Annotated in this window: 28 protein-coding genes and 1 tRNA gene; 13 read left to right on the top strand and 16 right to left on the bottom strand. The window is 62.3% G+C overall.

The genetic code is table 11. The features are described 5' to 3' along the window. The 4 genes from AC1MEK_RS24635 to cysG all read left to right on the top strand — a co-directional run bounded on the left by AC1MEK_RS24635 (position 1) and on the right by cysG (position 4,435). Positions 1 to 1,326, top strand: a complete 1,326-nt coding sequence (locus AC1MEK_RS24635; protein ID WP_480398883.1) for a replication-associated recombination protein A — start codon at positions 1 to 3, stop codon at positions 1,324 to 1,326. Continuing rightward, entirely contained in the window at positions 1,323 to 1,697 is a 375-nt protein-coding gene (crcB, locus tag AC1MEK_RS24630; RefSeq protein WP_480398882.1) for a fluoride efflux transporter CrcB, read from the top strand. The genes AC1MEK_RS24635 and crcB overlap by 4 nt, the downstream gene beginning before the upstream one ends. A gap of 62 nt (positions 1,698 to 1,759) precedes the next feature. Beyond that, a complete protein-coding gene (serS, locus tag AC1MEK_RS24625) occupies positions 1,760 to 3,040 on the top strand; it encodes a serine--tRNA ligase (protein WP_480398881.1) in 1,281 nt (426 codons plus the stop codon). After that, complete coding sequence (cysG, locus tag AC1MEK_RS24620) at positions 3,041 to 4,435, top strand: siroheme synthase CysG (RefSeq protein WP_480398880.1); 1,395 nt, start codon at positions 3,041 to 3,043, stop codon at positions 4,433 to 4,435. Between the two features lie 119 nt (positions 4,436 to 4,554). On the opposite strand, the gene AC1MEK_RS24615 is transcribed toward cysG, so the two are convergent. From AC1MEK_RS24615 to AC1MEK_RS24585, 7 genes are all read right to left on the bottom strand, one after another. Further along, positions 4,555 to 5,556 carry a glutathione S-transferase family protein gene (locus AC1MEK_RS24615; RefSeq protein WP_480398879.1) on the bottom strand — a complete coding sequence of 334 codons (1,002 nt, stop codon included), beginning with the start codon at positions 5,554 to 5,556 and terminating at the stop codon, positions 4,555 to 4,557. 97 nt (positions 5,557 to 5,653) lie between these two features. After that, positions 5,654 to 6,655: a glycosyl transferase family protein gene (locus AC1MEK_RS24610; protein WP_480398878.1), complete on the bottom strand. Its 1,002-nt coding sequence runs from the start codon at positions 6,653 to 6,655 to the stop codon at positions 5,654 to 5,656. After that, positions 6,652 to 6,987: a TusE/DsrC/DsvC family sulfur relay protein gene (locus AC1MEK_RS24605; protein WP_480398877.1), complete on the bottom strand. Its 336-nt coding sequence runs from the start codon at positions 6,985 to 6,987 to the stop codon at positions 6,652 to 6,654. Before AC1MEK_RS24605 ends, AC1MEK_RS24610 begins: the two co-directional genes overlap by 4 nt. Continuing rightward, positions 6,984 to 7,283: a sulfurtransferase complex subunit TusB gene (gene tusB / locus AC1MEK_RS24600; RefSeq protein ID WP_480398876.1), complete on the bottom strand. Its 300-nt coding sequence runs from the start codon at positions 7,281 to 7,283 to the stop codon at positions 6,984 to 6,986. The genes AC1MEK_RS24605 and tusB overlap by 4 nt, the downstream gene beginning before the upstream one ends. Continuing rightward, a complete protein-coding gene (tusC, locus tag AC1MEK_RS24595; RefSeq protein ID WP_480398875.1) occupies positions 7,283 to 7,645 on the bottom strand; it encodes a sulfurtransferase complex subunit TusC in 363 nt (120 codons plus the stop codon). Before tusC ends, tusB begins: the two co-directional genes overlap by 1 nt. A 1-nt stretch (position 7,646) precedes the next feature. Further along, positions 7,647 to 8,039 (bottom strand): sulfurtransferase complex subunit TusD, encoded by a 393-nt coding sequence (gene tusD, locus AC1MEK_RS24590; protein ID WP_480398874.1) that lies wholly within the window; start codon positions 8,037 to 8,039, stop codon positions 7,647 to 7,649. A 136-nt stretch (positions 8,040 to 8,175) separates the two neighbouring features. Beyond that, positions 8,176 to 8,847: a Bax inhibitor-1/YccA family protein gene (locus tag AC1MEK_RS24585; RefSeq protein ID WP_480398873.1), complete on the bottom strand. Its 672-nt coding sequence runs from the start codon at positions 8,845 to 8,847 to the stop codon at positions 8,176 to 8,178. Between the two features lie 135 nt (positions 8,848 to 8,982). On the opposite strand from AC1MEK_RS24585, the gene AC1MEK_RS24580 reads away from it, so the two are divergent. From AC1MEK_RS24580 to AC1MEK_RS24565, 4 genes are all read left to right on the top strand, one after another. Beyond that, positions 8,983 to 9,070 (top strand) — tRNA-Ser (locus AC1MEK_RS24580). Positions 9,071 to 9,304: 234 nt separating this feature from the next. After that, a complete protein-coding gene (locus AC1MEK_RS24575; RefSeq protein WP_480398872.1) occupies positions 9,305 to 10,480 on the top strand; it encodes a GGDEF domain-containing protein in 1,176 nt (391 codons plus the stop codon). A 187-nt stretch (positions 10,481 to 10,667) separates the two neighbouring features. Then, complete coding sequence (locus AC1MEK_RS24570) at positions 10,668 to 10,904, top strand: hypothetical protein (RefSeq protein WP_480398871.1); 237 nt, start codon at positions 10,668 to 10,670, stop codon at positions 10,902 to 10,904. A 107-nt stretch (positions 10,905 to 11,011) separates the two neighbouring features. Further along, positions 11,012 to 12,010 carry a bile acid:sodium symporter family protein gene (locus AC1MEK_RS24565; protein ID WP_480398870.1) on the top strand — a complete coding sequence of 333 codons (999 nt, stop codon included), beginning with the start codon at positions 11,012 to 11,014 and terminating at the stop codon, positions 12,008 to 12,010. Positions 12,011 to 12,065: 55 nt separating this feature from the next. Here the strand turns inward: AC1MEK_RS24565 and AC1MEK_RS24560 are convergent, their stop codons facing one another. Next, a complete protein-coding gene (locus tag AC1MEK_RS24560; RefSeq protein ID WP_480398869.1) occupies positions 12,066 to 12,509 on the bottom strand; it encodes a hemerythrin domain-containing protein in 444 nt (147 codons plus the stop codon). Between the two features lie 193 nt (positions 12,510 to 12,702). On the opposite strand from AC1MEK_RS24560, the gene AC1MEK_RS24555 reads away from it, so the two are divergent. Together AC1MEK_RS24555 and AC1MEK_RS24550 are read left to right on the top strand one after the other, a co-directional pair. Further along, positions 12,703 to 13,644, top strand: a complete 942-nt coding sequence (locus AC1MEK_RS24555) for an aliphatic sulfonate ABC transporter substrate-binding protein (RefSeq protein WP_480398868.1) — start codon at positions 12,703 to 12,705, stop codon at positions 13,642 to 13,644. A 15-nt stretch (positions 13,645 to 13,659) separates the two neighbouring features. Continuing rightward, complete coding sequence (locus AC1MEK_RS24550) at positions 13,660 to 14,985, top strand: LLM class flavin-dependent oxidoreductase (RefSeq protein ID WP_480398867.1); 1,326 nt, start codon at positions 13,660 to 13,662, stop codon at positions 14,983 to 14,985. A 19-nt stretch (positions 14,986 to 15,004) separates the two neighbouring features. Here AC1MEK_RS24550 and AC1MEK_RS24545 read toward each other — a convergent pair whose 3' ends face one another. From AC1MEK_RS24545 to AC1MEK_RS24520, 6 genes are read right to left on the bottom strand one after another with little or no spacing between them, the layout of a single operon-like run. After that, the gene (locus AC1MEK_RS24545) at positions 15,005 to 15,373 is read right to left on the bottom strand and encodes a Na+/H+ antiporter subunit G (protein WP_480398866.1); all 369 of its coding nucleotides are present in this window, start codon (positions 15,371 to 15,373) and stop codon (positions 15,005 to 15,007) included. After that, complete coding sequence (locus tag AC1MEK_RS24540; protein WP_480398865.1) at positions 15,370 to 15,648, bottom strand: K+/H+ antiporter subunit F; 279 nt, start codon at positions 15,646 to 15,648, stop codon at positions 15,370 to 15,372. The genes AC1MEK_RS24545 and AC1MEK_RS24540 overlap by 4 nt, the downstream gene beginning before the upstream one ends. Next, positions 15,645 to 16,133: a Na+/H+ antiporter subunit E gene (locus AC1MEK_RS24535; RefSeq protein ID WP_480398864.1), complete on the bottom strand. Its 489-nt coding sequence runs from the start codon at positions 16,131 to 16,133 to the stop codon at positions 15,645 to 15,647. Before AC1MEK_RS24535 ends, AC1MEK_RS24540 begins: the two co-directional genes overlap by 4 nt. Further along, positions 16,130 to 17,806, bottom strand: coding sequence for a monovalent cation/H+ antiporter subunit D (locus AC1MEK_RS24530; RefSeq protein WP_480398863.1), 1,677 nt, complete (start codon positions 17,804 to 17,806; stop codon positions 16,130 to 16,132). The genes AC1MEK_RS24535 and AC1MEK_RS24530 overlap by 4 nt, the downstream gene beginning before the upstream one ends. After that, positions 17,803 to 18,147, bottom strand: a complete 345-nt coding sequence (locus tag AC1MEK_RS24525) for a Na+/H+ antiporter subunit C (RefSeq protein WP_108237088.1) — start codon at positions 18,145 to 18,147, stop codon at positions 17,803 to 17,805. Before AC1MEK_RS24525 ends, AC1MEK_RS24530 begins: the two co-directional genes overlap by 4 nt. Continuing rightward, positions 18,147 to 21,083 carry a monovalent cation/H+ antiporter subunit A gene (locus AC1MEK_RS24520; RefSeq protein ID WP_480398862.1) on the bottom strand — a complete coding sequence of 979 codons (2,937 nt, stop codon included), beginning with the start codon at positions 21,081 to 21,083 and terminating at the stop codon, positions 18,147 to 18,149. The genes AC1MEK_RS24525 and AC1MEK_RS24520 overlap by 1 nt, the downstream gene beginning before the upstream one ends. A 383-nt stretch (positions 21,084 to 21,466) precedes the next feature. Here AC1MEK_RS24520 and tusA point away from each other — a divergent pair, with 383 nt between their 5' ends. Continuing rightward, positions 21,467 to 21,721 carry a sulfurtransferase TusA gene (gene tusA, locus AC1MEK_RS24515; protein WP_480398861.1) on the top strand — a complete coding sequence of 85 codons (255 nt, stop codon included), beginning with the start codon at positions 21,467 to 21,469 and terminating at the stop codon, positions 21,719 to 21,721. 100 nt (positions 21,722 to 21,821) lie between these two features. Further along, complete coding sequence (gene pdxB / locus AC1MEK_RS24510) at positions 21,822 to 22,970, top strand: 4-phosphoerythronate dehydrogenase PdxB (protein ID WP_480398860.1); 1,149 nt, start codon at positions 21,822 to 21,824, stop codon at positions 22,968 to 22,970. Between the two features lie 21 nt (positions 22,971 to 22,991). On the opposite strand, the gene AC1MEK_RS24505 is transcribed toward pdxB, so the two are convergent. Both AC1MEK_RS24505 and AC1MEK_RS24500 read right to left on the bottom strand, forming a co-directional pair. Continuing rightward, positions 22,992 to 23,972 carry a zeta toxin family protein gene (locus AC1MEK_RS24505; RefSeq protein ID WP_480398859.1) on the bottom strand — a complete coding sequence of 327 codons (981 nt, stop codon included), beginning with the start codon at positions 23,970 to 23,972 and terminating at the stop codon, positions 22,992 to 22,994. Between the two features lie 163 nt (positions 23,973 to 24,135). Continuing rightward, complete coding sequence (locus AC1MEK_RS24500; protein ID WP_480398858.1) at positions 24,136 to 24,309, bottom strand: PA1571 family protein; 174 nt, start codon at positions 24,307 to 24,309, stop codon at positions 24,136 to 24,138. A 335-nt stretch (positions 24,310 to 24,644) separates the two neighbouring features. Here AC1MEK_RS24500 and AC1MEK_RS24495 point away from each other — a divergent pair, with 335 nt between their 5' ends. Beyond that, a complete protein-coding gene (locus AC1MEK_RS24495; protein WP_480398857.1) occupies positions 24,645 to 26,411 on the top strand; it encodes an ABC transporter transmembrane domain-containing protein in 1,767 nt (588 codons plus the stop codon). Positions 26,412 to 26,543 lie beyond the last annotated feature (132 nt).

Here is a 26,543-nt window from a genome sequence, read left to right as displayed (position 1 = left end):
ATGGACCTGTTCAGCAGCGAGCCGATTGCCCAGCCACTGGCCGCCCGTTTGCGCGCGACCAACCTGGACGAGTACGTCGGTCAACAGCACCTGCTCGCCCATGGCAAGCCCCTGCGCGAGGCGCTGGAGCAGGGTGCGCTGCATTCGATGATCTTCTGGGGGCCGCCCGGCGTGGGCAAGACCACGCTGGCGCGGTTGCTGGCCAAGGTTTCCGATGCGCACTTCGAGACCGTGTCGGCAGTGCTGGCGGGTGTGAAGGAGATTCGCCAGGCGGTTGAGGTGGCCAAGCAGCAGGCGGGCCAGTACGGCCGCCGGACCATTCTGTTCGTCGATGAGGTGCACCGCTTCAACAAGTCGCAGCAGGATGCGTTTCTGCCGTATGTCGAAGACGGCACGCTGATTTTCATCGGCGCCACCACCGAGAACCCCTCGTTTGAACTGAACAACGCCTTGCTGTCCCGGGCCCGGGTCTACGTGCTCAAGAGCCTGGATGAGGCGGCGTTGCGCCAGTTGGTCGACCGCGCGCTGACCGAGGACCGCGGGCTGGGCAAGCGGCACCTGAGCCTGGGGGACGAAGCGTTCCAGACGCTGTTGGCTGCCGCTGACGGCGACGGTCGGCGCATGCTCAACCTGCTGGAGAACGCCGCGGACCTGGCCGACGACGACAGCGAAATCGCGCCCGAGCTGCTGCAAAGCCTGCTCAGCGACAGCCGCCGTCGTTTCGACAAGGGCGGCGAAGCTTTCTACGACCAGATCTCGGCGCTGCACAAGTCCATCCGCGGCTCCAACCCTGACGCTGCGCTGTACTGGTTCGCGCGCATGATCGACGGCGGCTGCGACCCGCTGTACCTGGCCCGCCGCGTGGTGCGCATGGCCAGCGAGGACATCGGCAACGCCGACCCGCGCGCGCTGCCGCTGTGCATGTCGGCCTGGGACGTGCAGGAACGTCTCGGCAGCCCGGAAGGCGAACTGGCAGTGGCCCAGGCCATTGCGTATCTGGCCTGTGCGCCCAAGAGCAATGCGGTGTACATGGGCTTCAAGATGGCGATGCGTGACGCTGCCGAGCACGGCTCGCTGGAAGTGCCGCTGCACCTGCGCAACGCGCCGACCAAGCTGATGAAGCAACTGGGCTATGGCGAAGAATACCGCTACGCCCACGACGAACCCGACGCCTATGCCGCTGGCGAAGACTATTTCCCGGAAGCGCTCGAACCGCGCCAGTATTACCAGCCGGTGCCTCGCGGCCTGGAGCTGAAGATCGGCGAAAAACTCAAGCATCTGGCCGCACTCGACCGCGCCAGCCCTCGTCAGCGGAGAAAAGAGTGATTCAGTTGATTCTTGCCGTGTCGGTTGGCGGCGTGGCTGGTACATTATTGCGCTTTGCCACTGCCAACCTGGTGTCCGCGAACTGGCCACGGCATTTCTACACGGCAACGTTGGCGGTCAACCTGGTGGGATGCCTGCTGATCGGCGTGTTGTACGGGCTGTTTCTGATTCGCCCGGACGTGCCGGTCGAGTTGCGCGCCGGCCTGATCGTCGGCTTTCTCGGCGGCCTGACGACGTTTTCGTCGTTTTCGCTGGACACGATTCGTCTGCTGGAAAGCGGGCAGGCGCCACTGGCCATCGGCTACGCGTTGATCAGCGTACTGGGCGGGCTGCTGGCGACCTGGGCAGGCCTTTCGCTGACCCGGCTTTGATCGCGCTGAACTCAAGAAAGCGCTGAATTTTACAAACCCTGATTCAATCACGAGGCACTGAAATGCTCGACTCCAAACTGTTACGTACCCAGCTTCAGGACGTAGCGGATCGCCTGGCTTCCCGTGGCTTCACACTGGACGTGGCCCGCATCGAAGCGCTGGAAAACCAGCGCAAGACTGTGCAGACCCGCACTGAGCAGCTTCAGGCCGAGCGTAATGCCCGTTCCAAATCCATCGGCCAGGCCAAGCAGCGCGGCGAAGACATCGCGCCGCTGATGGCTGACATCGACCGCATGGCCGAAGAGCTGACCAGCGGCAAGAAAGAGCTGGACGCCATTCAGTCCGAACTCGACGCCATGCTGCTGAGCATGCCGAACCTGCCGCACGAATCGGTGCCGGTCGGTGCCGACGAAGAAGAAAACGTCGAAGTGCGCAAATGGGGCACCCCGGCTTCGTTCGACTTCGAGGTCAAGGACCACGTCGCCCTGGGCGAGAAGTTCGGCTGGCTGGACTTCGAAACCGCCGCCAAGCTGTCCGGCGCCCGTTTCGCGCTGCTGCGCGGCCCGATCGCCCGCCTGCACCGCGCCCTGGCGCAGTTCATGATCACCACGCACATCAACGAGCACGGCTACGAAGAGGCTTACACCCCTTATCTGGTTCAGGCGCCTGCGCTGCAGGGCACTGGCCAGTTGCCAAAGTTCGAAGAGGACCTGTTCAAGATCGCTCGCGAAGGCGAAGCCGACCTGTACTTGATCCCGACCGCCGAAGTGTCGCTGACCAACATCGTTTCCGGCGAAATCGTCGATGCCAAGCAACTGCCGCTGAAATTTGTCGCCCACACGCCGTGCTTCCGCAGTGAAGCGGGCGCATCGGGTCGCGACACCCGCGGCATGATCCGTCAGCACCAGTTTGACAAGGTCGAGATGGTGCAAATCGTCGAACCGGAAAAATCCATGGAGGCCCTGGAAAGCCTGACCAGCAACGCCGAGCGCATCCTGCAACTGCTGGAGCTGCCGTATCGCGTACTGGCGCTGTGCACCGGCGACATGGGTTTCAGTGCGGTGAAAACCTACGACCTGGAAGTGTGGATTCCCAGCCAGGACAAATACCGCGAGATCTCCTCGTGCTCCAACTGTGGCGACTTCCAGGCCCGCCGCATGCAGGCCCGCTGGCGCAACCCGGAAACCGGCAAGCCCGAGCTGGTGCACACCCTGAACGGTTCCGGCCTGGCCGTGGGCCGTACCCTGGTCGCAGTGCTGGAGAACTACCAGCAGGCCGACGGTTCGATCCGTGTGCCTGAGGTGCTCAAGCCGTGGATGGGTGGCATCGAGGTCATCGGCTAAATGGAATTTCTGCCACTGTTCCATAACCTGCGCGGTGCCCGGGTACTGGTGGTGGGCGGCGGCGAGATTGCCCTGCGCAAGTCTCGCCTGCTGGCCGACGCCGGCGCGGTCCTGCGGGTGGTTGCACCCGAGATCGGAACGGAGCTGCGCGAGCTGATCGACAGCAGTGGTGGCGAACAGATTCTGCGCGGCTACGGCGTGGCGGATCTGGACGGTTGTGTGCTGATCATCGCCGCGACCGACGATGAGCCGCTCAACGCCCAGGTGTCCGCTGACGCTCGCCAGCGCGGGGTGCCGGTCAACGTGGTGGATGCGCCGGCCCTGTGCAGCGTGATCTTTCCCGCCATTGTCGACCGCTCGCCGCTGGTGATTGCCGTGTCCAGCGGCGGCGATGCGCCGGTGTTGGCGCGGCTGATCCGGGCCAAGATGGAGAGCTGGATTCCGCCCACTTACGGTCATCTGGCCGGGTTGGCGGCGCGCTTTCGCCATCAGGTGAAAAACCTGTTTCCCAACGTCCAGCAACGCCGGGCGTTCTGGGAAGACGTGTTTCAGGGGCCCATCGCCGATCGGCAACTGGCCGGGCAGGGCGCCGAAGCCGAACGCCTGTTGCAGGCCAAGATCGACGGTGAAGCCCCGGTGGCTACCGGCGAGGTGTACCTGGTGGGTGCAGGACCGGGCGATCCGGATCTGCTGACCTTCAAGGCGTTGCGCCTGATGCAGCAAGCCGATGTGGTGCTCTACGACCGCCTGGTGGCGCCCGCGATTCTCGAGCTGTGCCGTCGCGATGCCGACCGCATCTACGTCGGTAAAAAGCGTGCGGATCACGCCGTGCCCCAGGACCGGATCAACCAGCAACTGGTGGAACTGGCCAAACAGGGCAAGCGCGTGGTGCGGCTCAAGGGTGGCGATCCGTTCATCTTTGGCCGCGGTGGCGAGGAAATCGAAGAGCTGGCGGCCCACGGCATTCCGTTCCAAGTGGTGCCGGGGATCACCGCAGCCAGCGGTTGCGCGGCCTACGGCGGGATTCCGCTGACCCATCGCGACTACGCACAATCCGTGCGTTTCGTGACCGGCCACCTGAAGGACGGCAGCACCGACCTGCCCTGGAAAGACCTGGTCTCGCCCGGGCAGACGCTGGTGTTCTACATGGGCCTGGTGGGTTTGCCGGTCATCTGCGACGAGCTGATCAAGCACGGTCGATCAGCCGACACCCCGGCTGCGCTGATTCAGCAAGGCACCACCGCCAACCAGCGGGTGTTCACTGGCACCTTGGCCAACCTGCCGCAATTGGTGGCGGAGCATGAAGTCCATGCGCCGACGCTGGTGATCGTGGGCGAGGTGGTGACGCTGCGGGACAAGCTGGCGTGGTTCGAAGGGGCGCAAGGCAGCGTTTAGCGGCTGTTGTCCCCCGTAGCAGCACGGCTTGCCGGCGGGGCGGTGTATCAGTCGACATTAATGTGACTGACATATCGCTCCCGCCGGCAAGCCGTGCTGCTACGAAGGCTGCGTCGTTTTCAAGCGTTTTTCATGATCCCGTGCCCGCTCAACCGCTCGCGATCATGCCCACCGGTGAAATCCTGATCTGGCCCTTTGGGCACCACACCCGTCGGGTTGATGGTCGCGTGGCTGGCGTAGTAGTGATGCTTGATGTGCTTGAAATCCACCGTCTCGGCCACGCCCGGCAGCTGATACATCTCGCGCAGCCAGTTGCTCAGGTTCGGGTAGTCGGCGATGCGGCGCAGGTTGCACTTGAAGTGGCCGTGGTACACCGCGTCGAAACGGATCAGCGTGGTGAACAGGCGCACATCGGCTTCGGTCAGGTACTCGCCGGCCAGGTAGCGCTTCTCATCCAGCAGCTTTTCCAGGGTATCGAGCTCGGCGAAGACTTCGTCGAACGCCTCCTCGTACGCGCCCTGTGAGGTGGCGAAACCGGCGCGGTACACGCCGTTGTTCACCGCCGGGTAGATCCGGTCGTTCAGGCGGTTGATTTCCAGGCGCAGCGCCTCGGGGTACAGGTCCAGGGTATTGCCGGTCAGTTCGTCGAACGCCGAGTTGAACATGCGGATGATTTCCGACGACTCGTTGCTGACGATCCGGTTCAGCTTCTTGTCCCACAGCACTGGCACGGTCACGCGGCCGGTGTAGTCGGCGGTGTCGGCCAGGTAGCGCTGATACATGTAGGTGTGGCCGTCGAGCGCATCGCCGGTCGAGCCGGTGTTCTTGTCGAAGGTCCAGCCGTGCTCGCGCATCAGCCAGCTCACCACCGACACCTCGATCAGCTTTTCCAGGCCCTTGAGCTTGCGCACGATCAAGGTGCGATGGGCCCACGGACAGGCCAGGGAAACGTACAGGTGATAACGGCCGGCTTCGGCCTTGAAGCCACCTTCGCCGGAAGGGCCGGGGCGGCCATCGGCGGTCACCCAGTTGCGGCGCTTGGCCTGTTCGCGCTGAAACGCCCCGTCTTTGCTGCTTTCGTACCACTGGTCATGCCAGCGTCCTTCCACCAGAAGGCCCATGTCTGACTCCAAAATTGAGTGCACCGTTGTGCGTTGGAGGTCAGTCTAAAGACAATCGTTCGAAGAAATAGCGCAAAGAGTGGGGTGTAATGATCGATTAAATCGATTTATCCCGATTCGCCCAGTACTGCTCGGCGCGTTCGAAGGCCTCTGCACGGGGCATTCCAAGGCCGCGCAATGCCAGGGCGATGGTGGAAATCAGCGCCAATTGTGGATAACTGTCCTCGGTTTCGCCTTTCCAGATGGCGACCAGTTGCTGCGGATCGAGGGTGGCCGGTTTGACGTGGCGACGCTCCGACAACGCTGGCCATTCCTCGTCCCACGGCTGGCCGCCGGTCGTACCGTAAAGGTGGCTGATGCTGTCCGGATTGATCTCCACCTCGCCGCCGTCGCCCTTGATCACGATGGCGTGATCGCCCAGCAGCGTGCTGGCATCGCGGTGCACCGCCTGATAGCCGGGGTGGAAGATGCTTTGCAGCCCGCATCGTGCGCCCAGCGGGTTGAGAATGCGCGCCAGCGAGTGAATCGGCGAGCGCAGCCCCAGAATGTTGCGCAAATCGATCATGCGCTGCAGTTGCGGCGCCCAGTCACCCAGGGGAATGAACGCCAGATTGTGCGCATTCAACGCTTCACTCACAGCCTGCCAGTTTCGGCACAGCGGGATGCCCAGCAGCTCCAGCAGCTGTTCGCTGTACAGGCGTCCGGCCGTGTGGGCACCGCCGCCGTGCATCAGTACCTTCACGCCGTTCTGCGACAGGCATTTGGCCGCCAGCAGATACCACGGAAGGTGCCGCTTCTTACCCGCGTAGGTCGGCCAGTCGATGTCCACCGCCATCTGTGGTGCTTTCAAACGTTCGCGCACCGCTTCGGTGAAACCGGCCAGCTCCTCGGCGCTTTCTTCCTTGTGCCGCAGCAGCATCAGAAACGCGCCCAGTTGCGCGTCCTCGACCTTGCCATCGATCACCATGCCCATGGCCTGGCGGGCTTCTTCGCGGGTCATGTTGCGCGCGCCGCGCTTACCCTTGCCCAGAATGCGCACGAATTCGGCGAACGGGTGCTCGGCAGGGGTTTGCAGGACGAGGGGGGCGTAGTCGGTCATAGGCAATTGGTCGGCTTGGGCAGGCCCGCCAGCTTGGCGGCGAGTTTGGCGGGAGTGCCGTTGAAGAGGCGATTGAGGTGCAAGCTGTTGCCTTTTTCGGCCCCCAGCTTCAGGGCGGTGTACTTGACCAGCGGGCGCGTGGCCGGGGACAACTGGTATTCGGCGTAGAACGCACGCAGCACCTCGAGGATTTCCCAGTGCTCGGGCGTCAGCGTGATGTCAGCCTGCAGCGCCAGCGCCTGGGCGACCTCGGAGGACCAATCGTTGAGGTCTTCGAGGTTGCCGTCCTTATCCAGCGCAATCTCGCGCCCGTTGACGTTGAGTGTGCTCATAGCCAGGTGTTGACCTTGTCGTACTGCACCGACAATGCGACGAAGCCGGGGTAGTCGACGCTTTTCACCCATTCTGGCAACTCGATGTTGCGGGCGCTGGCGTCTTCATCGAGCGCGAACAATTGCAGGCCTTCGGCGCGAGCCTCTAGCGCCTGGCGCGGCGCAGTGGCTGCATTGAGCGCATAGAGGGCATCGCCGCACAGCAGGATGGCGTCCGCGCTGCCCGTCAGGCGCAGGCAGCTGTTGAGCCGCGAATCGGCGAACGGGGAATGGGATAACACGTGCAAGGTCGACATCAGATCGTGATCACCTGGTCATAACGGTCAATGAGCGCGGTGATGTCCCGGTCGCTCAAGATACTCAGCGGCTCGACATTCAGTCCTTCTGCTGCCAGGCCGCGTTCGGCCAGGCTCGTGCTGCAGGCGAACAGCTCTTCGACGCCGAACATCTCCAGCGCCTGCAGGTTGGCGGTCAGGTCTTTCTGCTGCAGCGCCCTGGCGTTCTGCAACTGCGCCAGCTGCAACACGCCATCGTCGAGAAACAGCATGCCCAGCGGCAGGTCGAAGGCGCCGCCAGCCAGGGCGATGTCCAGTGCTTCGCGAGCGCTGGGGCCGGACCAGGGCGACTGGCGGCTGATGATCAACAGCGACTTGGCCATCTCATGGCCCTCCAAAACAGATCAGGCGATCGGCCGCCTGTATCCCATCGTGTAACTGGCCGAGCCCGGACAGCTCCCACGGCGCCGCAAGGCTGGCTGCCGCGCGGGAGTAACGTCCGGCTTCTTCTTCATTCAACACGCCACGGCGCAGGGCCGCGGCGATGCACACCACGCCGTCGAGCCGGTTGTCAGTCACGAAGGCGCGCCACTGGCTGGGCACATCGAGTTCGTCCTGCGGCGTGACCACGCTGGATGAAGCGCTGTGCACGCCGTCCTGATAGAAGAACAGCCGCACGATCTCATGGCCTGCCTCCAGCGCCGCCTGGGCGAACAGCAGGGCGCGGCGCGAGGAGGGCGCGTGAGCGGGCGAATAGAGGGCGATGGCGAACTTCATGGGTGGCTCTGTCAGCGAGTGGTGCGAGGAACGACATGGAACAATGAAAGCCATGATAAAGAATTCACGAACGCGAGACAGCAAAAAGCCCGCCGGAGCGGGCTTTTTGTTTACATCGTTCGAGCGCTGAGGGCGATCAGTCGTCGCTGCTCATGATGCCGAAGATCTGCAACAGGCTGATGAACAGGTTGTAAATCGACACATACAGGCTGATGGTTGCCATGATGTAGTTGCGCTCGCCGCCATGGATGATGGCGCTGGTCTGGAACAGGATGCACACCGACGAGAACAGCACGAAACCTGCGCTGATCGCCAGTTGCAGGCCGCTGATCTGGAAGAACATGCTCGCCAGCACCGCCGCCAGCAGGACGAAGAAACCGGCGGTGATAAAGCCGCCCAGGAAGCTCATGTCCTTGCGGGTGATCAGCACGTAGGCCGACAGGCCACCGAACACCAGTGCGGTCATGGCGAAGGCCGAAGACACCACTTCAGCGCCGCCCTGCATGCCCAGGTAACGGTTGAGGATCGGGCCGAGGATGAAACCCATGAAACCGGTCAGAGCGAAGGTGGACACGATGCCCCACACCGAATCGCGCAGCTTGGCGGTGAGGAAGAACAGGCCGTAGAAGCCGATCAGCACCACGAACACGTTCGGGTAGCGCACGTTCATCTGCTGCGCGACGAACGCCATTATGCCGCTGAAGGCGAGGGTCAGGGCCAGAAGGCCGTATGTGTTGCGCAGGACGCGGCTAACCTCTAGCTGCTCGACCTGCACGCGGTTGTTGACTGCGTAATCCTGTTCGCGCATGGCGCTACTCCTGGTGGTTGAAATGAGCGATTTGAAATCTCAAGTTGCAAAGATCATAACAGAGGCCGCGCAAGGTGCGAGGCAGAGAGTTTGACAGCTTGTTTCATTACGGTATTATGGCGCCCGCAACAAAACGGAGGTGTGGCCGAGTGGTTTAAGGCAGCAGTCTTGAAAACTGCCGACTGTAACAGGTCCCTGAGTTCGAATCTCTGCGCCTCCGCCATATTTCATACGACAAAGCCCTGATTATTCAGGGCTTTGTCGTTTCTGGCGTCTGGATCGGGACAACTTTCCCATAAAAGACCCATTCAAGGCATTTCACGACGCGCCGATGTAGTAAGTCGTATCTCCCCCGATACAACTCTTCGGGAGGGCAGAGGCGCCAGAGTCTCGAAAAAATGCCCTGAACGGTTACAATTGCGGCTCTTTCTCGCACCTCACATGACCCAGGCAGTACATGGCACTCGATCCCTCCACGATGCTGACCCTTTCGATTGCCCTGGCGGCCGCAGCGTCGCTGTACCTGGCGATCGAGTGGGGTAATGTGCGCGAGCCTTCGCTGGTGTTCTGGAGCGCGGGGTTCGCGACCATCAGCATTGGCTGCATTCTCGCGCTGTTGCGCAACAGCGGCATTCTGGTGGTGGGGATCTGGTTCGCCAACGGCCTGCTGATCACCGCGCACTTCCTGTTTCTGATGGGGGTGGTGCGGTTCACCGAGTCGCGGCTGCACAAGGCCTGGTACCTGATTTTTCTGTTGTGGCTGGGCATGCTCTTTTTGCCCGCCGAGCCGTGGTGGTCGAAGGTCATGCTGGCGATCCAGTCGACGATGATCGCGGTGGTGACGCTCAAGGCCAGTTTCCTGCTGCGCCCCCATGGCAAGACCATCAGCGTCGGCGCCGGGCAGTTGCGCTATGTGCTGCTGATCCACGGGCTGTTCTATTTGTGCAAGGTGATTACGGCGATCGTGCCGGGGACCTTGATCGATCTGGCATCGTTCGGCGGCGAAATCATCCGCATTTCCCTGGTCGAGGGGGCGATTGCGATCATGCTGATCGCGCTGTCGATGACCGGCTCCGAGCGGTATCGCCGTGAGAAGCGCATCGAGCGTCTGGCGGCGCGCGATCCGCTCACGGCTTTATATAACCGTCGGGCGCTGGAAGTGCGGGCGCCGCGTCTGCTCGAAGAAGTCTCGCCTGCAGGGCCGGGGGCGCTGTTGTTGATCGATATCGACAACTTCAAATCGGTCAACGATCTGTATGGGCACACCGCCGGGGATCGGCTGCTGATCACCCTGAGCGAGATGATCCGCTCGATTCTGCCCGATGGCTCGCTGGCCGCGCGGCTGGGTGGGGACGAGTTCGTGCTGCTGCTGAGCAATGCGTCCGCCGCGCATATTCATGAGCTGGGCAGCACCTTGCGCGAGCGCTTTCACACGGCTGCTTCCCAGGAGTTTGCCACCCCCGAGGCGGTAACGCTGAGTATCGGCGCAAGCCTGTTCGACCAGCCGCCGGCGAGCCTAGGCGCCTTGATCGAGCAGGGCGATGCGGCGCTGTATGTGTCCAAGCGCAGCGGGCGCGACAGCATTCGTCTGGTCGACCGCACGCAGGCGGTCGAGCCTGTGCAAACGCCCTGAACCGGCGGCTTGCGACCGTTCATCACCTCATCTCTCCACTGCCCGAACGGCCCATCGTTGTGGTCTGAACATTGCTGCGACGCTGGGGCAGGGGCCGCGACAATCAAAAATTGACGCTCGCGCCGACCTGCGCCCATCCCGCCGATATGTTCGGCACGCCTCCGACGCGCGTGCCATGGAGCCAGCCTTGAGTACCCTCTCGGAAATTGCAGCAAATCTTTTGAAGCGTGAACGTATGGCCGAGGGTGGCAGCACGAGTGCGGGCACGACGGCGCAGCAGGCGGTGGGCCTGGAGCACCTGATGGCGCTGTCCCGGGAAAAGGACGTGCACAAATGGCAGGCAGCCCTGAGCCAGTTGATCGCCGATAACCCGGGGAAACGCCGTGTCACGGTCTTGCGGGTGATCGAAGGCGGCCTGTCGTAAGCATTTGTGTCCGTTAGCCGCTATTCATCGACTTTCTGGCGTTAGCCGGTCGTGTGCCAGGGGCGTATCGTTGCGATCATGTTCCTGGCACATCCGGAAAAAATCAGATGACCCGTCCTCGTTTCCTGCCCGATAACTTCACCCTGACGCTGGTCACCGTGGTGATCATCGCCAGCTTCCTGCCCGCCAGTGGTCAAGTGGCCGTGGGCTTCAACTGGCTGACCAATATCGCGATCGCGCTGCTGTTCTTCATGCACGGCGCCAAATTGTCCCGCGAGTCGATCATCGCCGGCGCGGGCCACTGGCGTTTGCACCTGCTGGTGTTCGGTCTGACCTTCGTGATCTTTCCGCTGGTGGGGCTGGCGCTCAAGCCGGTGCTGTCGCCGCTGATCGGCAAAGACCTGTACATGGGCATCCTGTACCTGTGCGCGCTGCCGGCGACGGTGCAGTCGGCCATCGCCTTCACTTCGCTGGCGCGCGGCAATATTCCGGCGGCCATCTGCAGCGCGGCGGCATCAAGCCTGTTCGGGATTTTCCTGACGCCGCTGTTGGTGACGCTGCTGCTGAACGTGCACGGTGATGGCGGCTCGACCCTGGACGCCATCGTCAAGATCAGTGTGCAGTTGCTGCTGCCGTTCGTGGCCGGGCAGATCGCTCGGCGCTGGATCGGCGCCTGGGTGGGGCGTAACAAGAGCTGGCTGAAGTTCGTAGACCAGGGTTCGATTTTGCTGGTGGTCTACGGCGCGTTCAGCGAAGCGGTGAACGAGGGCATCTGGCACAAGATTCCGGCGTGGGATCTTGCCGGCCTGGTGGTGGTGTGCTGCGTGGTGCTGGGGGTGATCCTGGTGATCTCCAACGTGCTGGGCAAGCTGCTGGGTTTCAATATCGAGGACCGCATCACCATCCTGTTCTGCGGCTCGAAAAAGAGCCTGGCGACCGGCGTGCCGATGGCGCAGGTGCTGTTTGCTGGCAGTACCATCGGCGTGCTGATCCTGCCGCTGATGCTGTTCCATCAGATTCAGTTGATGGTCTGTGCATCCCTGGCCCAGCGTTATGCCAAGCGTCAGGAGTCGGTGCCGGAGATGATGGCGCAAGTCGATCCTTGACTGACACGCTGTACGAAAAAGCCCCGACAGTTCGGGGCTTTTTCATGTCTGACTGTCATTCTTCTGCCAGTTGTTCTTCGTATTCCTTCACATAGCCGCCGGCCAGTTTTTCCTTCTGCTTGTCATCCAGCAGCTTGCCCGCCATCTGGAAGAATTTCTGTTCCTCTTCCTTCAGGTGGTGGTGCACCTTCTCCGACAGCTTCTTGGCGGTGGCCAGCCAGGCCGGGCTGGACATGTCCAGTTCATCCAGCTCTTCCATCAGCTCGTCCATCTCATGGTGCTCGGAGATGGCATGGCGGCTGAGGTCGACGCCGTTATCGAACTTCATCAGCGGCACATAAAAGAAGCGCTCTTCGGCGGTTTCATGGGCCTGCAATTCGGCTTTCAACTGTTTGTAGGCTTCGACGCGTGCCTTGCTCTCGCCGTGGGTGTGGATCAGGGCGTCGGCGTAGCCGCGTTGCCGGTCATGGCTTTCTCTCAGGGCTTCAAAAATGTTCAAGGTGGATCCCTCAATGGACGGATGGGCTACTAGTGGCTAGACCCATATCCGTGAACAGACGTTCCATTGGTGTGAGCGGCATAAGCTTAGAGCTATACGTTTCTTTCATAATCATTTGATATTTTTATAATGAAAATGACTTTAAGCCCGTGTGCTCATAGCGTTTCGTCATTTGACCCATTCAAGGATTGCCATGCCCCTTCGCAGACTCTTCGTTGCCGCCGCTCTGATGCTGGCAACGGTCACCGCTCATGCCGAGCAAGTCATCAGCATCGGTTACCAACGTTCTTCCACGCTGTGGCTGCTGCTCAAGAATGACGGGCAGATCGAACAGCGCCTCAAACCGCTGGGCTTTACCGTGCAGTGGCATGAGTTCAGCAGCGGGCTGTTGAGCGCGATGAATGCGGGCAGCGTCGACCTGCACGCTGACGTGGCAGACGCCTTCGCCCTGTTCACTCAGGCGGCGAATACGCCTTTGACCTACTACGCGCGCGAGAATCCTTCGCCCAGCGCCCAGGCGATCATCGTGCAGGACGGCTCACCGATTCACAGCGTTGCCGAACTCAAAGGCAAGCGCGTGGCGGTCTCCAAGGGATCGGGCAGCAACTTTTTGTTGATCTCGGCACTGAAGAAGGCCGGCCTGAGCCTGGCCGATATCCAGCCGGTGTACCTGGAAGCGCCGGACGGCGTGGCCGCGTTTTCAAGCGGCAATGTCGATGCTTGGGCGATCTGGGACCCGTTCCTGGCCACCCAGCAGCGCGAGCACCATGTCCGTGTGCTGGCTGATGGCACCGACGGCGTCGCCAACTACAACCGTTTCTATGTCGCCAACACCAGTTTCGCCAAAGCGCACCCGGAGGTGTTGCAGGTGGTGTTCGACACCCTTCATGACGCTGGCCAGTGGGTCAAGGGCCATCCGCAGGAGGCCGCGAAGAACCTGGCGCCGCTGTGGGGCAATATCGCGCCGGAAACCGTAGAACTGGCCAACAGCCGCCGCAGCTACGACATCGTGCCGGTGAAGGTCGATCAATTGGCCGAGCAGCAGCGCATCGCCGATTACTACTACGAGGCGAAACTGATTCCCAAGCCGTTGAAGATTTCCGACATCGCCGTCTGGGTGCCTCAAGGTAAATAAGGCAGGAGTGCATTCATGAGTCGTCAAATTCACCTCTCGGCTTTCCTGCTCAGCGGTCCGGTTATCCACAGCCACGCGGCCTGGCGTCATCCCGAGACGGTCGGCAACTACCTCGACCCCGATTACTACGCGCGCACTGCGCGGGTGGTGGAGGAGGGGCTGTTCGATTTTCTGTTTTTCGCCGACCGGCTTGCGGTGGGCGATCAGATGGGCGGCTCGCGCGAGGTAGCGCTGCGCTATGGCGCGCAGGATGCGACCCGGCTGGATCCTCTGCCGATCCTCTCGTATCTGGTGGGGCAGACGAGCAAGTTGGGGCTGGGATGCACGCGCTCCACGACCTATTTCGAGCCCGCGCACATCGCCCGGGAGTTCGCCACCCTCGATCACCTGTCCAAAGGCCGGGCGGCGTGGAACATCGTCACTTCGATGAACGACAGCGAAGGGCGCCTGTTCGGCAAGGAAAAACACCTGGAGCACGATCTGCGTTACGACCGCGCCGACGAGTTCGTCGAAGTCGCGCTCAAGCTCTGGAAAAGCTGGGCGCCGGATGCTTTGAAGCTGGATCGGGAAAGTGGTGTGCTGGCCGATCCGTCGAAGATCACCTCGGTGGCGCATCAGGGCGAGTGGTTCAAGGTGCATGGCCCGTTGAACATTCCGCGCACGCCTCAGGGCCGGCCGGTGTTGATTCAGGCCGGCTCGTCCGGGCGCGGGCGGCGTTTTGGCGCGCGCTGGGCGGAGGCGATTTTTACCATCCATCCGCACCTCAGGGCGATGCAGGCGTTTCGCGAGGACGTGCGCGGCCAGGTGGTGCAGCAGGGCCGCCACGCCGACAGTTGCAAGGTGCTGACGGCGGTGATGCCGTTCATTGGCGGCAGCGAAGCCGAAGCGCGGGCCAAGCGTGACCGGCACAATGCCTTGGCGCGCGCGGAACTGGGGCTGGTGACCCTGGCCTCTCAGTTGAATGTCGACTTGTCGCCGTTTTCGCTGTCATCCACGCTGGCCGAGGTGGCTCGGGCGCCGTCGATCCATCCTGCGGCTGCGGAAAAACTCTTGATGCAGGGCGCGGACACGACGCTGGAAGAGCTGGGCCGGATCTTCGCCAGCAGCGTGCGCGTGCCGCAACTGATCGGCACCGGGGCGCAGATCGCCGATCAACTGGCCGAACTGTTCACTCAGGGGGGCTGCGATGGCTTCGTGATTTCTCCGGCCTATCTGCCGGGTTCGTTCAGCGAATTTGCCGAAAGCGTGATCCCGCATTTGCAGCGCAAGGGGCTGTTCCGCACCGCCTATGAAGGCTCGACGCTGCGAGAGCATCTGGGCTTGGCTGAGCTTGAAGACTGAACGCGGGTAAAAGAGAACGTCAGTGACCCTCGTGCCGTCCCTCACTCACCTCGGGCGGCACGCCCTCATCCCCGGCCATGCGTTTGCGAAACAACCCGGTCCTGGCCAGCAACAGCGTCGTCACCGGCACAGTGATCGCCAACAGAATCGGAATCAGCCAGGCATGCAACACCGGCCCTTGCTTGAGCCCCGAAAAGTAAATGATCGACGCCAACGCCACACACCAGGCACCTATCGTCGACGCCAGGGCAGGCGGATGCATGCGCTGGAAAAAGTCCTTCATGCGCAACAGCCCCATCGCCCCGGTCAGCGCGAACAACCCGCTCAGCACCAGCAAAACGGCCGTCAGCACCTCGACCCAGAATGGCAACTCATGCAGCGTATTCATTCGATCACCTCACCGCGCAGCAGGAACTTGGCCAGGGCGAACGAGCCGACGAAGCCGAACAGCGCAATCAACAATGCCGCCTCGAAATACGTGTCACTGGCGTAGCGAATGCCCAGCACCAGCATCATGAGCATCGCCAGCAGGTACAGGTAATCCAGTGCCAATACCCGGTCCTGCGCCGAAGGGCCCTTGAACAGGCGAATCAGGGTCATGACCATGGCCACCGTGAACAACCCCAGGGTGAGCAGGATGGCGTTGGCGAGCAGCGGGCTCATTGGAAAATCTCCATCAGGGGGCGTTCATAGGTGCGCTTGAAGTGCTCGATGAAGCGTGCCTCGTCGTCCAGATCGAACACGTGCATCAACAGCACGCTGCGATCGAGCGCCAATTCGGACCAGACAGTACCGGGCACCACGGTGCAGATCATCGACAGCGCGGCCAGGCCGTGGGCGTCGGAAAGATCCAGCGGCACCTTGACGAAGGCCGAGCGTGGCGACTGCCTGCGCGCGCGCCACACGGTCCAGCCCACCTGCAGATTCGACACCAGCACGTCGCGCCCCACCAGAAAGAACAGCTTGAAGGCCACACCGGGTTTGCGAATGCGCACAGGCAAAGGACGCAACGGCGCGAACAGGATCGGCGCGAGAAAGCCCAGCAGCGCGCCAAACACCAGGTTGCCGGCACTCAGGGACAGGTTGAGCACCAGCCATAGCGCCAGCAGTGACAGCGACAAAAGCGGCGCAGGAAACAGACGTTTCATGGCTGCACCTCGGCGATGTCGGTGGGGCTGGGCACCGGTTTGGCGGCCATCACCGACAGCACGTATTGCTGCGGATCGTGCAGCGCCTGGGCGGTGTCCTGGGTGTAGCGCAACAGCGCCTGGGCCTTGAAGGTCAGGGCGATGCAAAGCCCCAGCAGCAGGACGATGGGGATGCACTCATACCGGCGCAGCAGCGGGGAAGGCCGCTCCTGTGGCGTCCAGAAGCGTTTGATGCCGACCCGCACGAAGGCGAACAGCGAGGCCAGCCCGGAGATGATCAGCAGCGCCACCAGGGTCCAGCTGTCGGCGCGAATGGCTTCGTCCTTGGCCACGTCCAGCCCCAGCGGATTGAGCAGCGCGCTGATCAGCGTGAGTTTGCCGAGGAAGCCCGACAGCGGTGGCATGCCGATGATCAGCAGAGCGCAGACGATAAAGCTCAGGCCCAGAAACGCCATGGTCCAGGGAATCACTTGGCCGACCACGGCTTTCTGTTCGTCGTCCAGGTTGGTGCCCGGCACCGGGTGCAGGGATTCCAGCGGTTTGGGCAACTGGTCGGCGTCATCGTCCAGCGCGATGTCGTTGGCCGAGCGCGAGCGCTCCACCAGTTCGGCCAGCAGAAACAGCGCGCTCAATGCCAGGGTCGAGCTGACCAGATAGAACAGCGCACCCGAGGTCAGGCTCGGCTGACCGAAGCCCGTGGCCGACAGCAGAATCCCGGCCGACACCAGAATGCACAGGCTGGCCATACGCTCCAGGCGTTGCGCCGCGACGATGCAGATCGCCGCCACCGCGAGGGTCGCCATGCCGCCCCAGATCATCCATTCGCCACCGAAGAACGCCGAATCTCCGGCTTGCCCCGAGAACAGCAGCGTCCACAAGCGCAGCAGGGTATAGGCACCGACCTTGGTCATCAGGGCGAAGATCGCCGCCACCGGTGCGCTCGCCGCCGAGTAGGCCGGGACCAGCCAGAAGTTCAGCGGCCACATCCCGGCCTTGGCCAGAAACGCCACCGCGAGAATCGCCGCGCCTGCATGCAGCAAGCCGATATCTTCCGGCGAAACCTGCGGAATCTTCACCGCCAGGTCGGCCAGATTGAGGGTGCCGGTGACGCCGTAGATCAGCGCCGCGCCAATCAGAAACAGTGACGAGGCCAGCAGGTTAATGGTGATGTAATGCAGCCCCGCCGACACCCGCGCCCGGCCCGAGCCGTGCAGCATCAGGCCGTAGGAGGCGGCCAGCAGCACCTCGAAGAACACGAACAGGTTGAACAGATCGGCCGTGAGGAAGGCGCCGTACAGGCCCATCAACTGGATCTGGAACAGCGCGTGGAAGCTGGCGCCAGCCCGATCCCAGCGGGCGATGGCGAACAGCAGGGCGCAGAAAGCGACGATGCCGGTCAGCACCAGCATCATCGCCGAGAGGTGATCGACCACCAGCACGATACCGAAGGGCGAGGCCCAGTTGCCCGGCAGGTAAACGCCAATAGAGCCGGTTGTGCCGGTTTTCTGCACCCACATCATCAAGGTGATGGCGATGCCCAGCCCTACGGCAGTGGACAGCAGGTTGAGGCGCGCCTTGAGCGGGCGGTGTTTTTCGCCTAGCCACAGCATCAGCGCAGCGGTGAATACCGGCAGCAGGATGGGCGTGACGATCAGTTGGTTCATCACACTCATTCACTGCCCTCCCGGCCGTCCACGTGGTCGTTGCCGGTCAGGCCGCGAGAGGCCAGCAGCACCACCAGAAACAGCGCGGTCATGGCAAAACTGATGACGATGGCGGTAAGCACGAGCGCTTGGGGCAGTGGGTCGGTGTAGTTGAGCAGGTCCTGCGGCACGCCGTCCTTGATGATCGGCTCCTTGCCGATGAACAGGCTACCCATGCTGAAGATGAACAGGTTGACGCCGTAGGACAAAAGGCACAGGCCCATGACCACCTGGAAAGTCCGTGGGCGCAGGATCAGCCACACGCCGGAGGCAGCGAGTACGCCGATGGCAATGGCGATGACTTCTTCCATCACAGGGCTCCTTGAGAGGTGGCCGGGGGCGCCGGATCGATGGGCTGCGGCAGCGAGGTCGGCCGATGGCTGCGCACCGACTGGTGCGCCAGCGCGGTGAGGATCAGCAGCGTCGAACCCACCACCACCGCGTATACGCCGATGTCGAAAAACAGCGCGCTGGCGATGTGCACATCGCCCAGCAGCGGCAGATGCAGGTGCGCGGTGTGGGTGGTCATGAACGGATAACCCAGGGCCATCGAGCCCAGCCCTGTGGCCAGTGCGAAGAACAGACCGGCGCCCATCCAGCGCAGCGGGCGCAGGCTCATGTGCGCCTCGACCCACTGCGTACCCGCGACCATGTACTGCAGAATGAACGCCACCGACATCACCAGCCCCGCGACGAAGCCGCCGCCCGGCTGGTTGTGGCCGCGCATGAACAGGTACATCGAGACCACGAAGGCCACCGGCAGCAACAGGCGCACTAGGACCGCCGGCACCATCATGAAGCCCAGTGCGGTGTCGGTGGCGTGGCGCGGGTTGACCAGATCAGTGACTACATCGCGGGCCAGCAGGCGTTGTTGCGCGGGTAGGGCGATGCTTTCCTTCGGAGGGCGGAAGCGGCGCAGCAGGGCGAACACCGTCAGCGCGACGACCGCCAATACGGTGATTTCGCCGAAGGTGTCGAAACCGCGGAAGTCCACCAGCATCACGTTGACCGCGTTGGTGCCGCCGCCTTGGGCCAGCGCGCGGCTCAGGTAGAACTCGGAAATGGCGTTGGGCGTCGGGCGGGTCAACATGGCGTAGGACAGCACGGCCATGCCGCCGCCGACTGCCACCGACAGGATGAAGTCGCGCACCCGCCGCACTTTTGCGCGATGGCGGGATGTGGGCGGCGGGGCGACGTTTTCGTTGCGGCGCGGCAGCCAGCGCAGGCCCAGCAGGATCAGCACGGTGGTGACCACTTCCACGGCCAGTTGCGTCAGGGCCAGGTCCGGCGCGGAGAACCAGACGAAGGTCACACAGGTCATCAGGCCACACACGCCGACCATGGTCACGGCGGCGAGGCGGTGATATTTGGCCTGCCATGCAGCGCCGAGCGCGCAGGCGATCGCGATCAGCCAGAGCATGACGAACACCCCGGAGCCCGGAATCTTCGGCCGCTCGCCCCAGCTCAGGCCGCTTTCGTACATCGGCACGAAACCCACCACCAGCGAGACGAACACCATCAGAAACAACTGCGCCTGCAGGCGGCGGGTGGTCAGCAGGTTTTCCAGATTGCGTGCGGCGATCAGCTTGAGCACCAGTACCCGCTCGAACAGCCGCTTTCCGTTCAGGCGCCAGATCAGCGGCGGGCCGATGAAACGATCGCGCTTGAACGAGCCGCGCAGCGACAGATACAGAATGATGCCCGCCGCCATGGCGATCAGGCTCATGATCATCGGTGCATTCAGGCCGTGCCAGATCGCCAGGCTGTACTCAGGGAGTTCGCCGCCAACGACAGGTTGCGCGGCAGCGGCCAGCAGCGGGCCCACCGACTGTGCGGGGAAAATCCCGACCACCAGGCACGCCAGCACCAGCAGCTCCACCGGCACGCGCATCCAGCGCGGCGGTTCGTGGGGCGTGTGGGGCAAGTCAGTGGCTTTCGGGCCGAAGAACACATCCACTGTGAAACGCAGGGAATAGGCCACGCTAAAAGTCCCGGCCACCGTGGCGATCACCGGCAATGCGGCCTCGACCCAGGCGGTGGAGGTGATGAACACGGTTTCGGCGAAGAACATTTCCTTGGAGAGAAAACCGTTGAGCAGCGGCACGCCGGCCATCGCCGCGCTGGCGACCATGGCCAGGGTCGCGGTGTAGGGCATCAACTTGATCAGGCCGCTGAGCTTGCGGATGTCCCGGGTGCCGCTTTCGTGGTCGATGATGCCTGCGGCCATGAACAGCGAGGCTTTGAAAGTGGCATGGTTGAGGATGTGGAACACGGCAGCGACGGCGGCCAGTGGGCTGTTCAACCCCAGCAGCAGGGTGATCAGGCCCAGGTGGCTGATGGTTGAGTAGGCCAGCAGGCCCTTGAGGTCGGTCTGAAAGATCGCCGAATAGGCGCCGATCACCAACGTGCAGGCGCCGGCGCCACTGACGATCCAGAACCACTGCTCGCTGCCGGAAAGCGCAGGCCACAGCCGCGCCAGCAGAAACACCCCGGCCTTGACCATGGTCGCCGAGTGCAGATAGGCCGATACCGGGGTTGGCGCCGCCATGGCGTGAGGCAGCCAGAAGTGGAAGGGGAATTGCGCGCTCTTGCTCAGGGCGCCGAGCAGAATCAGGGTCAAGAGCACCGGGTACAGCGCGTGGGCGCGAATCGCATCGCCCGAGGCCAGCACCCGATCCAGATCGTAACTGCCCACCACATGACCGAGCAGCATGACGCCTACCAACAGCGCCAGCCCGCCGGCGCCGGTGACCATTAACGCCATATACGCGCCGCGCCTGGCGTCTGCGCGGTGGTGCCAGTAGCCGATCAACAGGAAGGAAAAGACGCTGGTCAGTTCCCAGAAAAACACGATCTGGATCAGGTTGCCGGACATCACCAGGCCCAGCATCGCCCCCATGAAGGCGAGAAAGAACGAAAAGAAACGCGGCACCGGATCGTTCGGCGACATGTAATACCGGGCGTAGAGCGACACCAGCGTGCCGATGCCCAGCACCAGCATCGAGAACAGCCAGGCGAAGCCATCCAGGCGCAACACGAAATTGAGCCCAAGACTCGGCACCCAGAAAAACTCTTCGCGAATGACCCCGCCATGGGCGATCTGCGGGTACCAGAGGGCGACCTGCACCGCGCCGATCAGGGCTATCAGGCCGGCCAGAAGGGATTCAGTGTTGCGCGCGTTGTGCGGCAAAAGCGCCGCCAGACAACTGCCGATGAAAGGCAGAAGAAGTAGAACTATCAGGGACATAGGCTTCTAATCTGCGAATGAATGTCAAGGATCATACGTGCCGGGTTGTGTATCACCAAACGTCAAGATGTCGCAGAATCCTACAAACTCTGTAGGCAGCAGCGTAGTTGACCGATGTGAAACAGGGGTCAACGCGGATTCCTGTGGGAGCGAATTCATTCGCGAATGGCCGGTACATTCAATACATCTCCGTCGCCCGGAAGATTTTCGCGAATGAATTCGCTCCTACATGGAATGGCAGCGACGACACAGCACCTGTAGGAGCAATCCGAGGTAACGAGGGTCGCGATTGGCCGGCGCATTCAACCCAACGCCTCAGGACCGATGACATTGGCGTCTCCCCTCATTTAAGCGACAATGCCCGCCAGTTTCCGGAGTGCCCCATGTCTGATTCCCTCGAAAGCCTTGCCGTTGACGCTGTCCTGGACGCGACCGGCCTCAATTGCCCTGAGCCTGTGATGATGCTGCACCAGAAGGTGCGTGACCTCCCGGCGGGTGGTCTGCTCAAGGTCATCGCCACCGACCCCTCGACCCAGCGCGATATCCCCAAGTTCTGCGTGTTCCTCGATCACGAGCTGGTCGACAAGCAGATCGGCGAAGGCGTTTACCTGTACTGGATTCGCAAAAAGCTCGGCTGATTGCCCACCTCCCGCTGCGCTGTTGCACTGACACAGGTGCCGCCGCGCTGGCTCCCTCGCGCCTCAGCGCCTACACTGCGGCCACTTCAGGGAGCCCACCATGCGCATAGTTGCTGACGAAAACATTCCACTGCTCGACGCTTTCTTCCAGGGTTTTGGCGAGATTCGCCGTTATCCGGGGCGGACCCTCGACCGCGCGGCCCTGGCCGACGCCGACATCCTGCTGGTGCGCTCGGTGACCAAAGTCACCCGCGAGCTGCTCGAAGGCACGCCTGTGCGCTTTGTCGGCACTTGCACCATCGGCACCGATCATCTGGATGTGGAGTATTTCAACGAAACCGGCATCCAGTGGTCCAGCGCGCCTGGCTGCAACGCGCGCGGGGTGGTGGACTACGTGCTCGGCAGCCTGTTGACCCTGGCGGAAATCGAAGGCGCGGACCTGGCGGGTCGTACCTATGGCGTGGTGGGCGCCGGGCAAGTGGGTGGCCGGTTGATCAAGGTATTGAAGGGCCTGGGTTGGAACGTGCTGGTCTGTGACCCGCCGCGTCAGGCGGCCGAGGGCGGTGAATACGTCAGCCTCGACGAAATCATCGCGCGCTGCGATGTCATCAGCCTGCACACGCCGCTGGAAAGGTCAGGCGATTCGCCCACCTGGCACCTGTTCGACCGCTCGCGCCTGCAGCGGCTCAAACAGGGTACGTGGCTGATCAACGCCGCCCGCGGGCCGATCGTGGATAACCTGGCGCTGCGCGACGTGCTGCTCGAACGCGAAGACCTGCAAGCCGTGCTGGACGTCTGGGAGCACGAGCCGCAGGTGGACGCGGAACTGGCCGACCTGTGCGTCATCGGCACGCCGCACATCGCCGGCTATAGCCTCGATGGACGCCAGCGTGGCACGGCGCAGATCTATCAGGCGCTGTGTGCACATCTGGGGCAGCCCGCCAGCATTCGCCTTGAAGACCTGTTGCCCAAGCAGTGGCTGGCGCAGGTCACGCTGGACGCTGAAACCGATCCGGTCTGGGCGCTGAACATGCTGTGCCGCGGCGTCTACGACCCGCGCCGCGACGATGCGGATTTTCGTCGCAGCCTGTTCCCGGACGCCACGCAACAGAAACAGGCCTTCGACGCCCTGCGCAAGCAGTATCCACCGCGTCGGGAAATCGAAGGCCTGCGCGTCGACATCAAGGGCCAATCAGCAGCGCTGATGCAAATCGTTCAAGCGCTGGGAGCGGTGCTGGTCGACGAATGAGTGAGCCGGTGTTTCAGCCGCTCACTCGGTGTATTTCTTGATGTAACCCCAGAGGGTTTCGGGCAGGCGCGGCGGAATCTGTTTCCAGAAGTCGCGCATGCGGCCCAGAGCGCTGTACGCCTGCTGCCAGGCTTCGCGTCGATCATTGGCGCCGGTGACCGGCGCCTCAGTCATAGCCACAAAGCTTGCGTAGCTGCAGGGTACTGGCAACGCTTCGCTGCGCACGATGCGGTGGCTTTGCTCCTGCACCGTTATCTCGCCCCCGGCCTTATCGTTGAAGATCTGCGGCGTCAGGGTATTGATCCGCTCGCACCGGCTGCTGCACAGCTTTCTCCGGTCCCGCAGTTCGCCGAACCCGCGTTCGTACATGCTGATGGTCGAACCGCTTACACGCATGCAGGCGGTCTCGAAGGCGTTGAGAATCACCTCGGCGTTTTCCAGGCTGGTTTCGATGGTCGCGATATCGACGAAACGTTCCAGCGTGCCTTGCTCAAGCGCATTGAGCGCGCGCTTGATCGTCGACAGGTGAACGAAATCCTTCTTGCAGCCGATCAGGTGCACGTCGAATTGATAATCGGCCAGGGTACTGTCCGAAATCACCGTGGCGAAGGCTTTGGTGTCCAGCGCCGTCTCCATGATGATGTTGTACTTGTTCTGGTGGGCATGCTCGAAAACCTTCGCGCACAGCTCCCAGATGAAGGATTCAGTGTGCTTGTAGCGGCTGAGCACGTCCTGCTCGGCGAACTCGGCATAGCGCGGGTGCAGTTCGCGAAAACTTTCCTGGTAGAGGCGTACGTAATTGGCGTAGCGACTCTCCTTGAGTAGTGTGTTGTTCAACATGTAGGTCTTGCCGGATCCCTGCACCCCGGCAACCACCAGAATCTTCGGCGCGGGCAGGCCATCGTCGCCGATGTCCTTGCGCACGCTGAACAGCGTCTCCTCCAATTGCTCGTAGGCGGTATTCAGTTCCTGAGTGGTGTAGCTGTAATGTGTAGCGGACATAACGATCTTCCTTGGATTGAGTCACTTGGACTGTTTGAAGCCCAGGACGTAATCGCAAGCAAATCGAACGTTCAAGAGGGAATTGAGGGTTGTTTATTGCCGGATGTTTAACGCGGCCATAAAAAACCCGGCGTTGGCGCCGGGTTTCAAGGAAGTCTGTCCATCAGTCTTGTTTTTCAGGTTTGACCCAGTACTTTTCGCATTCCTGACACGCGGCCTGCACCATTTCTTCAGTAATCAGGATTTCCTTTCCGTCTTTGTCAAGAATCGCGCCCCCCAGTTGAAACTCCGGTTGGGGGCGTACGACGGGTTCGTGACTGCTCTGTTGCAAGCTCATGGCCTCTCTCCTCATCAGGTTATGCGTTTCACGTTATTCACGCTCGATGACCGCACCGTGACATGTCCCTGTCGTTTCATCCGACACGCTGCAGCGTTCTTTCAGTGCAACAGATGGCGGTGCAAATCGCCACCGCATCGTTAGACCGATCCACTCTAATGCTCCCTGCCTGATGTCATAACGCGCCCTGATCCCATGCATATGAGTGTGCGGGCATTGCGTGGTTACCTTTTGATCGACTGGCCCTGGATCGTCGAGTTCAGCGCAAGTCGACGAGCGTGCTTCGAGGGAGCGGTGTAGGCTCTGCGCCTTGAGCCGTTCATCAGGTGATTTTCATGGCATCAGTGTTATCGGGACGTCAACGCCACGCGCTGCGTCTGGCAATGCGCATGCTCGCGCCCTACCGCAAACAGGCCATCGGCGCGCTGGTGGCGTTGATCGTCACGGCAGCCATCACGTTGTCGATGGGGCAGGGCATCCGTTTGATGGTCGATCAGGGCTTCATGACCCGCTCGCCGACCTTGCTCAACGAGACCATCGGCTTGTTCATGCTGCTGATTCTGGCACTCGCGGTGGGCACCTTTACCCGCTTCTACCTGGTGTCGTGGATTGGCGAGCGGGTGGTGGCCGACCTGCGCAAACAGGTATTCGATCACCTCGTCAACCTGGACCCGGGGTTCTACGAGAACAACCGCAGTTCGGAAATCCAGTCGCGGCTGACGGCCGACACCACGCTGCTGCAGTCAGTGATCGGCTCGTCGCTGTCGATGTTCCTGCGCAATGCGCTGATGGTGATCGGCGGGGTGATCCTGCTGTTTTTCACCAACCCCAAGCTGACCAGCATCGTGGTCGTCGCACTGCCGCTGGTGGTGGCGCCGATCCTGGTCTTCGGACGCCGGGTGCGCAGCCTGTCCCGCGAGAGCCAGGACCGCGTGGCGGATGTCGGCAGTTACGTCGCCGAAGCCCTCGGCCAGATCAAGACCGTGCAGGCCTACAACCACCAAGAGCAGGATCGGCGGCGCTTCGGGGAGACCGCCGAAGGCGCTTTCGAAACCGCTCGCAAGCGCATATTGCAGCGTTCTTGGCTGATCACGCTGGTGATCGTGCTGGTGCTGGGTGCGGTGGCCGTGATGCTGTGGGTCGGGGGCATGGACGTCATCGCCGGGCGGATTTCGGCAGGCGAGTTGGCAGCGTTCGTGTTTTACAGCCTGATCGTCGGCAGCGCGTTCGGCACCCTCAGCGAAGTGATCGGCGAGCTTCAGCGGGCGGCCGGCGCGGCAGAGCGCATCACTGAATTGTTGCAGGCGCGCAGCGACATCACCGCACCGGTGGATGACTTGCTTGTGCTGCCTGAACGAGTGAGCGGGCGGCTGGAACTGGAGAACGTGAGTTTTGCCTATCCCTCACGACCGCAGCGCAATGCGGTCGAAGGGTTGAGCCTGAGCATCGAGGCGGGGGAGACCCTGGCGTTGGTGGGGCCGTCGGGGGCGGGCAAGTCGACGCTGTTCGATTTGCTGCTGCGTTTCTACGATCCGCAGCAGGGGCAGGTCCGCATCGAAGGCTTGCCGGCCGAGCGCCTGGACCCGCTGGATTTGCGCCGCTGTTTTGCTTGGGTCTCGCAGACGCCGGCGCTGTTTTTCGGCAGCGTGGAAGACAACATTCGTTACGGGCGCCCCGAGGCCAGCCTTGAGCAGATTCAGGCGGCGGCGCGGATTGCCCATGCCCATGAGTTCATCGAGTTGCTGCCGCAGGGGTATCAGACGCATCTGGGCGATGGCGGGATGGGCTTGTCGGGCGGCCAGCGCCAGCGCCTGGCGATTGCCCGGGCGCTGCTGGCTGATGCGCCGGTGCTGTTGCTCGACGAGGCGACCAGCGCGCTGGATGCCCAGAGTGAGCACTTGATTCAGCAGGCCCTGCCGACCTTGATGAAAGGCCGCACGACGTTGGTGATCGCTCACCGCCTGGCCACGGTGCAGAACGCGGACCGGATTGCGGTGATGGATCAGGGACGGTTGGTGGCGGTGGGGACGCACCGGGAGTTGATTGCGGGGAATGCGTTGTATGCGAGGTTGGCGGCGCTTCAATTCAACATTGAGGTTTGAGCGGTAGGAATCAAGGTCAAGATCAAGATCAAAAGCGCTCTTCCTAACGTCAGATCTGTTTCGACTTCGTCGAGTTACTTGGAAAAGACACCCAAGTAACCAAGGTGTCTTGCTCCTGGTTTGGCCCTCCTG

This window comes from Pseudomonas sp. 2, assembly GCF_056627435.1.
The sequence above is the reverse complement of the archived record's forward strand: the minus strand, read 5'-3'. Positions and strand labels throughout refer to the sequence as shown.

Bases quoted from the DNA above. Each gene is read 5' to 3' on its own strand.
- tusC (WP_480398875.1), bottom strand. From the start codon at position 7,645: ATGGCCAAGTCGCTGTTGATCATCAGCCGCCAGTCGCCCTGGTCCGGC.
- AC1MEK_RS24525 (WP_108237088.1), bottom strand. From the start codon at position 18,147: ATGGAAGAAGTCATCGCCATTGCCATCGGCGTACTCGCTGCCTCCGGC.
- AC1MEK_RS24495 (WP_480398857.1), top strand. From the start codon at position 24,645: ATGGCATCAGTGTTATCGGGACGTCAACGCCACGCGCTGCGTCTGGCA.
- AC1MEK_RS24615 (WP_480398879.1), bottom strand. From the start codon at position 5,556: ATGGGCCTTCTGGTGGAAGGACGCTGGCATGACCAGTGGTACGAAAGC.
- AC1MEK_RS24535 (WP_480398864.1), bottom strand. From the start codon at position 16,133: ATGAAACGTCTGTTTCCTGCGCCGCTTTTGTCGCTGTCACTGCTGGCG.
- AC1MEK_RS24505 (WP_480398859.1), bottom strand. From the start codon at position 23,972: ATGTCCGCTACACATTACAGCTACACCACTCAGGAACTGAATACCGCC.
- tusB (WP_480398876.1), bottom strand. From the start codon at position 7,283: ATGTCGACCTTGCACGTGTTATCCCATTCCCCGTTCGCCGATTCGCGG.
- AC1MEK_RS24520 (WP_480398862.1), bottom strand. From the start codon at position 21,083: ATGTCCCTGATAGTTCTACTTCTTCTGCCTTTCATCGGCAGTTGTCTG.
- AC1MEK_RS24500 (WP_480398858.1), bottom strand. From the start codon at position 24,309: ATGAGCTTGCAACAGAGCAGTCACGAACCCGTCGTACGCCCCCAACCG.
- AC1MEK_RS24555 (WP_480398868.1), top strand. From the start codon at position 12,703: ATGCCCCTTCGCAGACTCTTCGTTGCCGCCGCTCTGATGCTGGCAACG.
- AC1MEK_RS24635 (WP_480398883.1), top strand. From the start codon at position 1: ATGGACCTGTTCAGCAGCGAGCCGATTGCCCAGCCACTGGCCGCCCGT.
- AC1MEK_RS24545 (WP_480398866.1), bottom strand. From the start codon at position 15,373: ATGAATACGCTGCATGAGTTGCCATTCTGGGTCGAGGTGCTGACGGCC.
- AC1MEK_RS24530 (WP_480398863.1), bottom strand. From the start codon at position 17,806: ATGAGTGTGATGAACCAACTGATCGTCACGCCCATCCTGCTGCCGGTA.
- tusA (WP_480398861.1), top strand. From the start codon at position 21,467: ATGTCTGATTCCCTCGAAAGCCTTGCCGTTGACGCTGTCCTGGACGCG.
- tusD (WP_480398874.1), bottom strand. From the start codon at position 8,039: ATGAAGTTCGCCATCGCCCTCTATTCGCCCGCTCACGCGCCCTCCTCG.
- AC1MEK_RS24540 (WP_480398865.1), bottom strand. From the start codon at position 15,648: ATGAGCCCGCTGCTCGCCAACGCCATCCTGCTCACCCTGGGGTTGTTC.
- AC1MEK_RS24585 (WP_480398873.1), bottom strand. From the start codon at position 8,847: ATGCGCGAACAGGATTACGCAGTCAACAACCGCGTGCAGGTCGAGCAG.
- cysG (WP_480398880.1), top strand. From the start codon at position 3,041: ATGGAATTTCTGCCACTGTTCCATAACCTGCGCGGTGCCCGGGTACTG.
- AC1MEK_RS24575 (WP_480398872.1), top strand. From the start codon at position 9,305: ATGGCACTCGATCCCTCCACGATGCTGACCCTTTCGATTGCCCTGGCG.
- AC1MEK_RS24610 (WP_480398878.1), bottom strand. From the start codon at position 6,655: ATGACCGACTACGCCCCCCTCGTCCTGCAAACCCCTGCCGAGCACCCG.
- AC1MEK_RS24565 (WP_480398870.1), top strand. From the start codon at position 11,012: ATGACCCGTCCTCGTTTCCTGCCCGATAACTTCACCCTGACGCTGGTC.
- pdxB (WP_480398860.1), top strand. From the start codon at position 21,822: ATGCGCATAGTTGCTGACGAAAACATTCCACTGCTCGACGCTTTCTTC.
- AC1MEK_RS24605 (WP_480398877.1), bottom strand. From the start codon at position 6,987: ATGAGCACACTCAACGTCAACGGGCGCGAGATTGCGCTGGATAAGGAC.
- serS (WP_480398881.1), top strand. From the start codon at position 1,760: ATGCTCGACTCCAAACTGTTACGTACCCAGCTTCAGGACGTAGCGGAT.
- AC1MEK_RS24550 (WP_480398867.1), top strand. From the start codon at position 13,660: ATGAGTCGTCAAATTCACCTCTCGGCTTTCCTGCTCAGCGGTCCGGTT.